The 14,406-nt window shown below is 45.5% G+C and carries 10 protein-coding genes; all 10 read left to right on the top strand.

Annotation, left to right across the window (positions count from 1 at the left end; genetic code table 11):
• The first annotated feature begins 240 nt into the window (after positions 1-240).
• The 10 genes from NYP67_RS05090 to alaS all read left to right on the top strand — a co-directional run bounded on the left by NYP67_RS05090 (position 241) and on the right by alaS (position 14,353).
• Complete coding sequence (locus NYP67_RS05090; RefSeq protein WP_172535049.1) at positions 241-3,297, top strand: ATP-dependent helicase; 3,057 nt, start codon at positions 241-243, stop codon at positions 3,295-3,297.
• Positions 3,298-3,710: 413 nt separating this feature from the next.
• Complete coding sequence (locus tag NYP67_RS05085) at positions 3,711-4,145, top strand: DUF4418 family protein (RefSeq protein WP_115761576.1); 435 nt, start codon at positions 3,711-3,713, stop codon at positions 4,143-4,145.
• Between the two features lie 21 nt (positions 4,146-4,166).
• The gene (locus NYP67_RS05080; RefSeq protein WP_115761577.1) at positions 4,167-5,378 is read left to right on the top strand and encodes an FtsX-like permease family protein; all 1,212 of its coding nucleotides are present in this window, start codon (positions 4,167-4,169) and stop codon (positions 5,376-5,378) included.
• 13 nt (positions 5,379-5,391) lie between these two features.
• Positions 5,392-6,192, top strand: a complete 801-nt coding sequence (locus NYP67_RS05075) for an ABC transporter ATP-binding protein (protein ID WP_101896610.1) — start codon at positions 5,392-5,394, stop codon at positions 6,190-6,192.
• 409 nt (positions 6,193-6,601) lie between these two features.
• A complete protein-coding gene (gene rpsD / locus NYP67_RS05070) occupies positions 6,602-7,228 on the top strand; it encodes a 30S ribosomal protein S4 (RefSeq protein WP_004113375.1) in 627 nt (208 codons plus the stop codon).
• Positions 7,229-8,192: 964 nt separating this feature from the next.
• A complete protein-coding gene (gene galT / locus NYP67_RS05065; RefSeq protein ID WP_101889426.1) occupies positions 8,193-10,010 on the top strand; it encodes a galactose-1-phosphate uridylyltransferase in 1,818 nt (605 codons plus the stop codon).
• 102 nt (positions 10,011-10,112) lie between these two features.
• Positions 10,113-10,787: a histidine phosphatase family protein gene (locus NYP67_RS05060; protein ID WP_004131944.1), complete on the top strand. Its 675-nt coding sequence runs from the start codon at positions 10,113-10,115 to the stop codon at positions 10,785-10,787.
• A gap of 119 nt (positions 10,788-10,906) precedes the next feature.
• Positions 10,907-11,341 carry a DUF948 domain-containing protein gene (locus NYP67_RS05055; RefSeq protein WP_004131946.1) on the top strand — a complete coding sequence of 145 codons (435 nt, stop codon included), beginning with the start codon at positions 10,907-10,909 and terminating at the stop codon, positions 11,339-11,341.
• Positions 11,341-11,619 carry a hypothetical protein gene (locus NYP67_RS05050; RefSeq protein WP_004574662.1) on the top strand — a complete coding sequence of 93 codons (279 nt, stop codon included), beginning with the start codon at positions 11,341-11,343 and terminating at the stop codon, positions 11,617-11,619. The genes NYP67_RS05055 and NYP67_RS05050 overlap by 1 nt, the downstream gene beginning before the upstream one ends.
• A 52-nt stretch (positions 11,620-11,671) precedes the next feature.
• Complete coding sequence (gene alaS, locus NYP67_RS05045) at positions 11,672-14,353, top strand: alanine--tRNA ligase (RefSeq protein ID WP_101889424.1); 2,682 nt, start codon at positions 11,672-11,674, stop codon at positions 14,351-14,353.
• Positions 14,354-14,406: the final 53 nt, after the last annotated feature.

Below are 14,406 nucleotides of genomic sequence, written 5' to 3'. Positions count from 1 at the left end.
TACATGCTACGCTTTAAGCTCGAAGGTATGTCGTATAGCCCGAGTTTGTTTCTCCCCCCCCCCCCGAGTTTGTTTCTTTTTCCCCGCATTTGTTTACCAAATCGACCAAAAAGGGAACAAACCCAGGAATAGCGCGACTAATCGTCGACGCGCAAAACGCACGATTTGCGTTTAGCTGCCGTCCGTTAAAATTGGTTAGAGTTTAATTTTTGCGATTTGGAACACGGGAGCGAGGGGCTTTTGAGCAAGTACGGTTACGATTTTGATTTGTTTGGCAATCCAGAAGATGCCAGTGAGCAGAGCGATGCAACTATTAATGATGTTACCGACGAGCAGAGCTATGCTCCTATTAGTGATGCTCCTATTAGCGATGCTTCTATTGATGAAGATATGACGAGCGAAGTTTCTGCTTCTACGGCGGCTGGCGATTTTTCCGCTGCCTCCGCCCAATACACTCAATACAACCAGTCCAACCAATACACTCAATACAGCCAATCCGCACAGTACGCCCAATCTTTCCAATACAACCAGTCTGCCCAATCATTCCAGCGCACACCAATCGCACAGCCATCCACATCATCCAACCTCAGCCTCCCCGAAATCAACCCTCAAACACTGTTAGAAGGCTTAAATCCCCAGCAATCCAAGGCAGTCCAATACACTGGCCCCGCGCTTTTAATCGGAGCTGGCGCAGGCAGTGGCAAAACCCGTGTTCTTACGCGCAGAATCGCGTGGATTTTGGCTAATCGCAAAGCGTGGCCGAGCCAAATTCTTGCAATCACGTTTACAAACAAGGCAGCCGCGGAGATGCGCGAGCGCCTGGCAAGCTTAATCGGACCTGCCGCAAATAGCATGTGGGTCTCTACTTTCCACTCTGCTTGCGTTAAGATTCTTCGCACTCATGGCGATTCAATCGGCTTAAAATCGGGCTTTTCTATCTACGATTCTTCCGATTGCGAGCGTCTTGTTAAAATAATCGCATCCGAATTGAACATCGATATTAAAAAGTTTACGCCGAAACTTTTATTATCTAAGATATCTGATTTCAAAAATAATTTGGTTACATGGCAAGAAAATCTTAAAAATTACGCACCAGATTATAAGCCAGGCGCGTCTATATCTGGTGCATCTAGCTTTAATGCTGCTGGCAATGCCGATGCGCTTTACGCCGCTGTTTACGCGGAGTACCAAAATAGGCTTAGCGTTTCGAATGCTGTTGATTTTGACGATCTGATTATGCTAACGGTTAAGCTTTTGCGCCAAAATCCGCAAGTTAGCGCGTATTACAAGCGAAAGTTCCGCTACATTTTGGTTGACGAGTATCAAGATACAAATCACGCGCAATACGTTTTGATTCGCCAGCTTGCAGGTGTGGGTGATGCAGGTGTGGGTGATAATTCCGCACGCTTCGCAACCACTGACGCTTACGAAGCCTCCGCAGCTTCACCAGATTCCACTCAACTTCCGCAGTCTTCAATCACGGTTGTTGGCGATTCCGACCAGTCGATTTACGCTTTCCGCGGTGCAGATATTCGCAATATTCAAGACTTTGAGCAGGATTTTCCAAACGCTACAACAATTATGTTGGAGCAGAATTATCGCTCTACGCAAACCATTTTGGACGCTGCAAATGCTGTGATTTCTAACAACACTAATCGCAAGCCTAAAAAGTTGTGGACTTCTTTAGGCAAAGGCTCGCCAATCGTAGGCTATGTAGCAGATAACGCGCAAGGCGAGGCAATGTGGGTTGCTCAAGAAATCGCGCGTTTGGCAAGTGAAGATGGCGAAGATGGCGTAAACTACTCAGATATTGCGATTATGTATCGCGCAAATTCGCAATCGCGTAGCTTGGAAGATGCGCTTATTAAGTCGGGCTTGCCTTATCAACTTGTTGGCGGAACTAAGTTCTACGAGCGCCGCGAAGTCAAAGATGCGCTTGCTTACTTGCAATCGATTGCAAACCCTGATGATGATGTTAATATGCGCCGAATTTTGAACGTTCCAAAGCGTGGTCTTGGTGCGCGTGCTGAGTCGCAGATTACGTCTTATGCAAAAGAAAATTCTATAAGTTTTTGGTCTGCTCTTAGTCAAATAGATAAGATTGCGGAGCAAATTGGTATTTCATCTAGAACTTTTAACGCGCTTAAGAGTTTTAGGGATCTTATTACTTCGCTTATTGACTTTATGAAAGCTAACGATTCCAAGCCTTCTAAGGTTGTAGAGAACGTGCTTAACGAAAGCGGATTGTTGCAAGATTTGCGCGAGTCGAAGGACCCTCAAGACGAATTTAGAGTAGATAACTTGTCTCAATTGCAATCGGTTGCAGCCGAGTATGAGCAGAATACGCCTGATGCTAATGTTGCTGGTTTTTTGGAGACTACGGCTTTGGTTGCGGATTCGGATCAGCTTCCAGACCAGGGCGAAGATACTGGAAAAGTTACGCTTATGACACTTCACACAGCTAAGGGCTTGGAGTATCCTGTTGTGTTTTTGACTGGAATGGAGCAGGGCACTTTTCCTCATTCGCGCTGTGTTGACAATCAAAAGGAGCTTTGCGAGGAGCGTCGTCTTGCATACGTTGGCATAACTCGCGCTAAGAAGATTTTGTACGTTACTTGGGCAGCTGAGCGCTCTCAATGGGGAAAGTCTGCGGAGATGATTCAAAGTCAGTTTTTGGACGAGATTCCTGCGGATTTGATTTGCTGGAAACGTACAGAAGCGGCTGTTATGCGAGCTGGACTAAGGGGAGCAGGCAGAGATTTTGACCGCGATTTTGCTGGCGATTTATCCGACGATTTTGGAAGCGACGGCGGTTGGAGCGACGATTCGTACACAACTTACGGAGGCTCGAGTTATAGCGGATCTCGCTACAGCAAATCGCATTATGGCAGCTCATATGGTTCTTCAAAGTCTTATGGCAAGTCGTATGGTTCAAAGTCGTATGGCTCTAGTTCGTATGGCAACTCATACAGCAAGTCGTATGGCTCAAAATCTGGCAAAGTCACCACGCGAATCGCAAGAAAATCAAGCGCATCGTACCAAAGTCAATCGTCCACCTCAAATTTGCAATCGTCCACATCGTCATTATCTTACAAAAAGCAAAGTTTGCAAGAAAAAGACAATCACCTAAATATCAACGATTTTCATGAAGGCGATAAAATTTCGCACGACACATACGGCCTTGGAACTGTTCTTAAAACACAAGACAAGGGCAGAAACTCAATTATTACAGTTGACTTTGGTTCGGATGGCGTAAAGCGACTTATGCTAAGAGTTGCTCCGATTGAGAAATTGTAAAATTGTAAAATTGTAAAATTTTTTGTTTTATAGATGTTGTATGCAAAATAATACAACCTTATTTAAGATTACTTTAAATTGTTAATTGTAATATTGTTATAACTAGTGCGTGATTATATACACTAAAACAAAATATTCAAGACTTGTTTTCTATTAAGCTATAAGAAAAAATATAAGAGTAAGAAAAGTGTAAACGCAAGAAGAATAAAATTAAAAAAGAGTAAAAGTAAAAACTGCAAATGTTCAAGATTTTAGACTCAAGGGGAAGTCGATTAAGTTCTGAATCTTTGCGATTGTAGTTATAAACGAGATTTAAAAGGCGTGGCGCTTGCAAACGTGAGTGCCGTAAAGCGTGTTGCATTAAAGAAAAGCAACACTAAAAAATAATAACTAGTTTTAATGAGGTATTTATTATGAAGAACAAATTATTCGCATCGCTTCATGCAATTGTATTTGGAATTCTTATTGCTATAGCGCCATTGACATTTGCAAAACCATGCTCAACTGGTGGAATGCACAAAATGTCTAAAATGGCTAAAATGCCTATGATGATGCAACCTATGGCATGCTACTATACAAGCCGCGTGGCTATTGGAATTGGCGTAGTTATTGCGATTTTAGGCATTATTGCGCTATTTGTTAAAGAACACGTTCGCGCTGGCTTAAATATTGCTGTAATCGCTAACTCTCTGTTTATGATTGCTACTACAACATTCCTTATTGGTGTTTGCAAAAGCCCAATGATGCATTGCGTATCTGTTATGCGCCCAACGTTGATTGTATTATCTGTACTCGCGTTGGTGTTTGCATCCGTTAGCGTGTATCTTGACACTAAATCTGCTTGCTAGTGCGCATCTAAGTAATTTACTATGCACACTATTATATTAAAGCGATTGCCGCTAGAAAACCTAAAGCAAAAGCCGCTAAGAACCGCCGCATTAATCGTGGTTTCCGCGTGCTTAGCTGCAGTGTTTTTTGGCGGCTCGCTAATCTCCCTAAATCTTTCAAACGGCCTAAACAGCATGCGCGCTCGCCTTGGCGCGGATATTATGGTGATTCCGCAAAATACTTACAATCGTGCGGAAGCGTTGCTTACTAATGGCGGATCGAGCACGTTTTACTTTACGAACAATATTGAGGATTTTGTACGAAAATCAAAAGGCGTTGAAAAAGCAAGCGTGCAAACTTACATATCTTCTTTATCTGCTGGATGCTGCGCGGAAAAGTTGCAAATCATAGGTTTTGACCCTACGAGTGACTTTGTAATCGCGCCATGGATTTATTCGCAACACAAAAGCGAACTTAAAAAAGGGCAGATGATTGCAGGCGCAAACGTGCTTGTGTCTTACCAAAATACGGTTCGCTTGTATGGGCACGAATGGCCGATTGTTGCGCAACTTGCTAAAACGGGCACTAGCTTAGATAACTCAGTGTTTGTAAACAGAGACACGATTCCAGCGGTTGTTAAGTATTCGTCGAAAGTTGGGCACACTGCGATTCCTGCAAAATACGCACGCAAGGCCGTTAGTGCTGTTCTCGTAAAAGTGCGCAAGGGTTTTAGCGCTAAGAGCGTTGCGGAAAATATTCGTAAAACTAGCGGAATTAAAAGCCTTGGAATGGTTTTTCCAGGCGGAATTACAGAGCAGACTAAAAAGAGTTTAGAGGTGCTAAACAAGGCGATTTTTCTTGGCGTTTTTGCGTTTTGGGCTGTGGGCGTGTTAATTCTTGTGTGCGTTTTTGCGACTTCTACATCGGAGCGCAAGAGGGAATTTGCTTCATTGAGGATTTTGGGCGCAAATAGGCGCATGCTTTTTGGCATGATTTCGCGTGAATCGGCTGTGATTGGCGTTGTAGGCGGCGTGATTGGCGTTGCGTTTGCTTCGCTTATTTTGTTCCCATACAATATTGCGATTTCTAGCCAGTTACAATTGCCGTACTTGGAGTCGAATATTTGGCTTGTGTGCGCGCTTGCTGCGATTTCTGTAGCGTTTTCGCTTGCTAGTGTTTTGGTAACTTCTGCGATTATTGTGGGGCGAATCGCAAGTAAGGAAGCGTATTTGACTTTAAGAGATGGCGAGTAAAGTGGCGAGCGAGATGGCAAATGAAGTGTTGAATGAAGTGGTTAGCAACGATTTAGGCGATTCAGTCGATTCAGTTAATTTAGTTGATTCAGTCGTAAATCTTAAAAATGTTACTCGCGAATTTAAGCGCAAAAATCGCAAGTTTATTGCTGTAGATAATGTTGATTTTTCGCTTAAAGCTGGCGATTTTGCGGCGATTGTTGGCAAGTCTGGAAATGGAAAGTCAACTCTATTAAACATGATTGCAGGGCTTCTAAAGCCTACTCGTGGAAGTGTTACGATTTTTGGATGCAATATTTCGATGCCTTCTATAAGCGACGAGCAAACTTCTGCGATTCGCGCAAAAAACATTGGTTTTGTTACGCAATCGCAAACGCTTCTTGCTAATTTGAATGTGCTAGATAATGTTATTTTGCCTGTTATGATTGCGCGCACATCTTCTAAGCGAGTAGACGATTCAGCGCAAAAACTTGAGCTGAATGATTACGCTAGTTTGACTTTACGCGCTATGGATTTGCTTAAGCGACTTAACGTGGACGATCTTGCGCATTGCTATCCGCGCGAGCTTTCTGGCGGAGAAATGCGTCGCGTTATGATTGCGCGCGCTTTGATTAACAAGCCGCGTTTGTTGATTTTGGACGAGCCTACTGGCGATTTGGATTCGCAAAACACTCAAACTGTTGTGTCTTTGCTGCGCGATTGTGCGGCTTCTGGCGCGGCTGTTTTAGTTGTGACTCACGATGAATCTGTTGCTGCAAGCGCTGACTGTGTTTACACAATGGACTCTGGCGTGCTTCGCGCGCGCTTTGACTGAGCGCTTAAAGCATAACGCGCGAGCGATTTTCCGCACTTTGTAGCTTAAAGCGTTCGCGCGGATTAGCCGCGCTCACGTCTTCGCCGCGCAGAAGCAATGCTTCTGCTTTAAGCGGCTCAGCGCTCCGAATTGCCTTTGTGCGCTACACTCAAGCACAAAGGCAGGTCGTCGCGCATATTCTACGGCGCGGAGTAGTATAGGGAACGATGCCTATTTTTCGTAGGCATTATCTGGAGCCTTAGCCCATCAGTGGGTCGGCGCGCAAGAATTATGGCGTTATTTAAGCGTTTTAATGCTTTCGCGTTCGTGTGTTTGCACGAAGAAGCACTGGAGAGGCCGGCTCAGCGTGAATAATCGTAAAAGTTTGGTTCACGTTCCGTTCAGATAACGACAGAATAAAGGATTAGTAATGACTAATATTCAGCGTTCTCGCCGTCAGGTGCGTCTTTCTCGCGCCCTCGGCATCGCTTTGACCCCAAAGGCTCAGCGTATTTTCGAGAAGCGTCCATATGCTCCAGGTGAGCACGGTCGCACTCGTCGTCGTACCGAGTCCGATTACGCAGTACGTCTTCGCGAGAAGCAGCGTCTTCGCGCTCAGTACGGTCTTTCCGAGAAGCAGCTTCGTGCAGCTTACGAAAAGGGTACGCACACTGCAGGTCAGACTGGTGACGCAATGCTCACCGATTTGGAAACCCGTCTTGACGCTTTGGTTTTGCGCGCAGGTTTTGCTCGTACAACCGCTCAGGCTCGCCAGTTTGTTGTGCATCGTCACATCTTGGTAGATGGCAATCTTGTTGATCGCCCATCCTACCGTGTTAAGCCAGGCCAGACCATTCAGGTTCGCGCTAAGAGCCAGACAATGGTGCCATTCCAGATGGCTGCGGAAGGCGTTCATCGTGACGTTTTGCCAGCAGTTCCTGGTTACCTCGATGTGAATCTTGCCTCTTTGAAGGCTACTTTGACTCGTAAGCCGGAAGTCGATCAGATTCCAGTTGAAGTCAACATCCAGTACGTCGTCGAGTACTACGCTCGCTAAATTCTGGATTTCATTCTTAAGGACATACCGCTTGACCCCTGCTGTGCATTGCATAGTGGGGGTCAATGCGTTTGCGCTCCGACCTGCCTTTTCGCTTAGAGCGTAGCGCGCGAGCTTCCTTACTTGGTATTGCGCGAGGTTTGAGTATTTCTCTCCTCGCAAATCCCGTCGCTACGCTCCTCTTTTATTGCTCGTATAGAAATACATCAAACCTTCTGAATGTCTAGAACTTTTGCGTATCTTTCATCACCGAGATTCTCGATTTTTCTTGCTGCTTCAGCGAATCACCATCAAAGATGCTGAGGTTCGCTTCATCCGCTGCGAAAAATCTCGAATCTCTACCGCACTTGCGCGCCAACCTGCCGTAGCGCTTAAAGCGTAGCGCGCGAAGGCAATTTGGCGCGCTGAGCTTGCTTAAGGTTGAAAGCACGGTGTGCTTTCAACGCAAGCGAAGACGTTCGCACGGCTAATCCGTGTGAACGACACGACCTGCCTTGTAGTGCGATTGTATAAAAAGCAATCTGAGTTATGCTAAAAGCTGGTTACGTGTTGGTGAGCATTAACTTTTGTTAGGGAAAGGTCGCAAGCAACCGAACATTATGCAACAAAACACTTTAATAATAAAACAAAATCACATATAATCATTACAACAATGCCCGTTATATTACAAAATATAACATTGTGCGAGTGTTGAATCAGAAAATATATAATAGGTAACTAAGCGTCTAAAGCGTGTTATTAAGATATAAAAGAATATACAAAAGAATAAAAGAAGATACAAAATACAAGTAAAACAGAATACGCAATAAAAAGAAGACTAGAGAGTAGAAGAGACGATGGAGTCAAAGATGTCTCAACAAAATACCAAAGCGAATGCGCTAAAAGCACAACAACTTGCCGCATGCGCAATCAACAAACACGCAAAAGACGCGCTAAACAATAACACTTTTGAAGGGGTGGTCTTGTGGTAGAGCCTAAAAAGATTGACGGGTTGCATAATATTCCAACTACGGCTGGATTTGCAGGCCCAGGCGGCGGCTTTGAAGGTGGTGCTGCTGCAGGATTCGAGATTGATGATGCTTCTGTGCATAAGAAGGCAGATGAACGAGAAGTCGAAAAAAGTCTAGAAGACACAGATGCTTTTGATGCAATAGACGTTAACGCGATTCGTGCTAGAAACAAAGCTAGCGGCGCAAACGAAACGGTTATGAGCAAGATTACAAGCACGGGTGTTGGGGATTCTTCGCTTAGTAGCCTTGTAGCTCAAGCCGAAGGAGAAGCTGCTGCCGATGTGCGCGATTCGTTGTATGTAACTCAGCAAATGCCTGCAGTACCTGCGGTTTTAAGTGGTATTACGCCGCAAGAGCCGCCGCACGCAACGCAATCTCCGATTCGCGATTTTGGCGGCGAGTATCCGTATAAGTTGTATCGCCCTGGAACTTACGCGCGCGAGCATATGCGCATTACAGCAACAAAACTTTCCGACGGGCGCGACTTTTTCTACATAGATGACAATCCAGAATACGTTAGCGGCCACAAAACAAGGGAACTGATTGACCCTAGAAAGTTGGCGTATCGTTTTACTTCGCATGTTGATAGCGAAGGCAACGAAGTTCCTAGCGAAGTTCCGCAAATGAGGCAAGATCCGCTTACAGGAGACTGGATTCCTATGTCTAGGTTGTGGGCAAAGCGGCCAGCTGCGATTCTTGGTGAGGATTCAAATAATCATGATTCTGCGGATTCTGCAGAAGGTTCTGCGCCATCAAGAATCGACCCATTTGCTGGCAGAAAAGCGCAATGCGAGTATCAAGATGGCGAAATTCCAGACGAAGACTATGACGTTGTTGTTTTTGAAAACCGCTATCCAGCTATGGCTCAGGTTGCAGGCGTGCCAAATACAACAACATACGTTGACGGAAATCCATTGTGGAAGCAGGCTCCTGCAGCTGGTCGATGCGAAGTGATTTGCTTTAGTTCAAACGAGAATATGCTTCCAGCTAATCTTTCTGTTTTGCGCATGCGCACGATTGTTGAAGCGTGGGCGTTTAGAACCGCAGAAATTAGCCAAATCGAAGGAATTGAGCAAATTTATCCGTTTGAAAATCACGGCAGTCAAATCGGCGTAACTTTGCATCATCCTCATGGTCAGATTTACGCGTATCCGTTTATTGCTCCTAGGTTAGAGCAGGAGTTGCGCCACACTGAGGCTTATTTTGAGCGCACTGGCAGCAATCTTCTTAAGGATTTGATGAATTCAGAGATTGAAGCTAAAAAGCGTGTGATTATGCATAATCACAGTTGGGTTGCGTATGTTCCAGCTGCTGCTCGATGGCCGCTAGAGGTGCATGTTGCTCCTGTTAGAGACGTTCTTACTTTGGATCAGCTTGACGACCAAGAGCGTTGGGATTTGGCGCAAATCTACATAACACTTCTTAAGCGTGCTAATAAGTTCTTTGGATTATCGTCTTCAAACGCGGGCGATTCGAGCGCTAAATCGTTTGCAAGTTCGGCTGCTTTCGACTTATCTTCTGGCGCGAGTGATGCAAATTCCAGCGATTTCGTTGATTTGCCTTACGTTGCAGCGTGGCATCAAGCCCCTGTGCATGATTCTCGCCGCTCGCATTATCGCCTTAATTTGCAATTCTTCTCGTTTATGCGAGATGCTAATAAAATCAAGTATTTGGCTGGGTCGGAAGCAGGGATGGCATCTTGGATTTCCGATACTACTCCAGAGTTGATTGCAAGCAGATTCCAAGAATTAGGAGATGTTGACTTGGATTAGTCTGACTTGATTAGTTGTGATTAGTCTTGTCTTAATTTGTTTAGTCAGTCTTGATTGCTCTGATTTTTACACGTTTTACTCAAAAAGTGAGATGATTAAGTTATGTTGTTGCATCTTTATTTAGTTCGTCATGGCCAAACCATGTTTAATTGCTACAATCGCTTGCAAGGATGGAGCAATTCTCCACTAACTCAAAAAGGGCTCAAAGACGCCGATTTAGCAGCTCAAAAGCTTAAGAACGTTGTTTTTGCTGCCGCATATTGCTCCGATACAACTCGTGCGCAAATCACAGCTGAGCGTATTTTAAGCGAAAACGAAAAGCATACGCATATTCGTCCGCATCTTGTAAGCGATATGCATTTTCGTGAGCAATGCTACGGCTATTTTGAAGGCCAAGATATGAATATGGCTTGGTGGGCTGCAGGCGCGCCTCACGGAGCAAAAACGTATAACGAAATCGTTGAAAAATTTGGTCTTGCTGCAACTCGAGACATGCTTAAAGAGGCCGACCCATTCCACGATGCGGAGTCAGATATTGAGTATTGGAAGCGCGTTGAAGGCGGTTTCAAAATAATCGCTAGCAATCCAGCGTTAAAAGACGGAGACAACGTTTTGCAAATCTCCCACGGAAACACGCTTTTAAGCCTTATGCATCGTTTTGCGCCTGCTGGTTACGATTTAAGCGAGCGCCCGCAAAATGGAAGTGTAACTCGCCTTGATTTCAACACAGCAGAGCCGATTGATCAAGCTATAACAATTAAGGGATATAACGAGTAAATGTGATTAGTTTGCGCAAAAAATGTTCGCTAAATTTACAAAAAGAGTCTTGACTCTTCGTTAATCTTTTAATACATTGCGTGGGTAGTCGTGTGTAAAACAGCAGGAAAGAGGTTACGATGAGCGTTGGAGACATTGCTGCTCTTATTGCGGCGATTTCGTTTGCGGTGCTTTCGGGATTTATGATTTATCCGCTTATTCGGCTGGGTAAAATGTTCAATCAGATTTCTCAAACTGTTAAGGAATCGGGTGAACACGCTTTACCTGCTATCGACGAATCTGTTACCACAGTAAAACAAGTGAACAAAACCCTTGAAGACGTTAATGCCGTTACAGATGCTGCTCGCACTACAGCTACAAATGTTGGCGCTCTTACGGATTTGTATGGCGCTTTTCTTGGAAAGCCAGTTGTTAAAATTGCATCTGCTTGCTATGCGCTTAAAGACACTTTTAATGCGTTCTTTAATAAGGCTACTGTTCCAACGGATGCTGCAGAATCTTCCGCTAGGCATGCGGCAAATTCTGGCGAGTCGTTTACGCCTAAGGGGGAGTGATGTTTAAGCGTTTATTTTGGATTTGCATCGGTTTTGTAATGGGAGTTATGTCTGTTACAAAAGCTCGCGCGTACGTTAAGGAAAAGTTACCACAAAACGCTAGGAATTTCTTCTTCGATAAAGATCCAAAAAATCTTACTTTAAGCACGATTTTGTCTTTGTACAATGATTTTAATTCCAGCAGAAAAGCCCACGAGTCGCAGATTAACTCTAAGTATGCTAGTAAGTATGCTGATAAGCGTGACGATTCGTTTACAAATAAGTCTTATACTAAGTAGTTACTAAGTAGTCTTATACTAAGTCTGATAAATAAAAAAGGAGTTCGTACCCATGCGCACAGCAGAAATTGCAAAGCGTTATCTTGACTATTTTGGTAATCATGGACATATGGTCGTGCCTTCTGCATCGCTGATTTCTCCAAATCCAACGACGCTTTTCACGATTGCAGGCATGGTTCCATTCATACCTTATCTTTTAGGAGAGCAAACGCCTCCTTCTCGCAGAATGACGTCTAACCAAAAGTGCGTGCGTACGCTCGATATTGACGAAGTTGGTAAAACAACTCGTCACGGCACCTTCTTCCAAATGGTTGGAAACTTTAGCTTTGGTGATTATTTTAAGGAAGAAGCAATCCACTACGCTTGGGAGCTTTTAACAACTCCGCAAGATAAGGGCGGCTATGGTTTTGACCCAGAAAAACTTTGGGTAACTACTTATACAGATGACGACGAAGCTCGCGCAATTTGGAAGAATGAGGGCTTCGACCCAGAGCACATGCAAGTTTTTGGCATGGAAGATAACTTCTGGACTACTGGTGGCCCTGGCCCTGGCGGCCCATGCTCCGAAATCTACGTGGATCGTGGCCCAGAATACGGCAAGGATGGCGGTCCTGCTGCAGACGAATCTCGTTTTATTGAGATTTGGGATTTGGTTTTTGAGAACTTCCAGGTAGACAACGTAAAGTCTAAGACCGATTTGCACATTGTTGGTGAGCTTGATCAAAAGAATATTGATACAGGCGCTGGTTTGGAGCGTTTGGCTTACCTTATGCAAGGCAAGGAAAACATTTACGAGACTGACGAAGTTTATCCAGTTATTGAAGCTGCAGAAAAGCTTAGCGGCGTAAAGTACGGCAGCAATGCCGATGCGGATGTTCGTTTCCGCGTTGTGGCAGATCACGTGCGTTCCGCGTTGATGATTATGAGCGATGGCGTGCGTCCAAGCAATGTTGGCCGCGGATACGTGCTTCGCCGTCTTCTTCGCAGAACTGTTCGCGCAATGCGCATGCTTGGCGTGCAAGACCCAGTTTTGCCAACCTTGTTCCCAGTTTCTAAGGGCGCTATGGAGCCAAGCTACCCAGAGCTTAACAACACTTTCCACGAGGTTAGCGAAGCTGCATACGGTGAGGAAGATGCATTCCGCCGCACTCTAGAAAAGGGCACGACTATTCTTGACTTGGCTGTTGAAAAAGCCAAGAAGGAACACAAGGATGACCCTATTGTTGGTGGCTCCGACGCATTTACTTTGCACGATACTTACGGCTTCCCAATTGAGTTGACTCTAGAGATGGCTGCTGAGCAGGGTGTTAAGGTTGATGAAGCTAAGTTCCGCGAGCTTATGAGCGAGCAGAAAGGTCGCGCTCGCGCGGATGCTTTGAAGAAGCGTCACAATGTGGACGTTAGCGTTTACGACGACATTAAGAAGGCACTCGAAAAGCCAATCGACTTCCTCGGTTACACAGACTTCTCCAGCCGTTCAAACGTTTTGGCAATTGTTGAAGCAGGTAAAGGCTCCGTTAAAAGCGTTAGCGCTCCTGCAAACGTTGAGGTTATTCTTGATCGCACGCCGTTCTACGCTGAGCGCGGTGGTCAGATTGCTGATCAGGGCGAGATTATTTCCGATGACGGCGCGATTTTGGAAGTTGACGATGTTCAGCGACCAATCAAGGATTTGATTGTTCACAGCTGCCGACTTACTGAAGGCACGCTTAGTGTTGGCGCTCCTGTAAACACCAATATTGACCAGGTTCGCCGTGCGGCTTTGGCTAGAAGCCACACGGCAACTCACACGCTTCACAAGGCTTTGCGTGAGGAGCTTGGCCCACAGGCAACTCAGCGCGGTTCTGTGGTAGATCCAGACCGTCTGCGCTTTGACTTCCAATGGCCAAAGGCTGTTGATAAAGACGCATTGTTGCGCGTAGAAGCTCGCGTAAACGAGCGTATTCGCGAAGACTTGCAAGTTGTTCCAAAGGAAATGCCAATTGACGACGCTTTTAAGCTTGGCGCAATGCACTTGTTCGGCGAAAAGTATGGCGATATTGTTCGCGTTGTAGAGATTGGCGATGGCTGGAGCCGCGAGCTTTGCGGCGGTACTCACGCTAAGAGCACTGGCAAGATTGGCATGGTTACAATCCTTTCTGAGTCTTCTATTGGCTCTGGTGTGCGCAGAATCGACGCGCTTTGCGGCGAAGAAGCGTACCAATATGGCGCTCGCGAGCATGCTTTGGTTGCGCAACTTGCAGACATGGTTAATGCGCGTCCAGACGAATTGGCTGAGCGCTTAGAGTCTTTGCTTAACAAGATGAAGGATTCCGATCGCAAGCTTGCTTCTGTTTACGAATCCCAGCTTAATGAGGCTGTTCCAGAATTAGTTGATGCAGCTAAGCAAAGCAGCTCAAAGATTAAGCTTGCTGTAAAGAATGTTGGAAACTTCGGTTCCTTCGACGCTTTGCGCAAGACTGTTCTTGACGTTCGTTCTCGCTTGGGCGAAGATGCGCCAGTAGTTGTAGCTTTGTGCGGTGTAAACGAGAGCGATAAGCCAATGGTTGCTGTTGCTACTAACGATGCAGCTCGCTCGGCTGGCGCTAAGGCTGGCGACTTGGTGCGTACAGCTTCCAAGGTGCTTGGCGGCGGTGGCGGCGGCAAGCCAGACTTTGCTCAAGGTGGCGGTGCGGATGCTTCTAAGATTGATGAAGCACTCGAGGCCGTGAAAGCCGAAGTTTTGAAGCTATAGTCAAAAGGTTGAATGTTTAAGATGTTTAACACTCGAGCCGAATTAATAAGTTA

It is taken from the genome of Gardnerella sp. c23Ub_4 (genome assembly GCF_055804115.1).
Note: the sequence above shows the minus strand (reverse complement) of the source record. Positions and strands in the feature narration are given on the sequence as shown.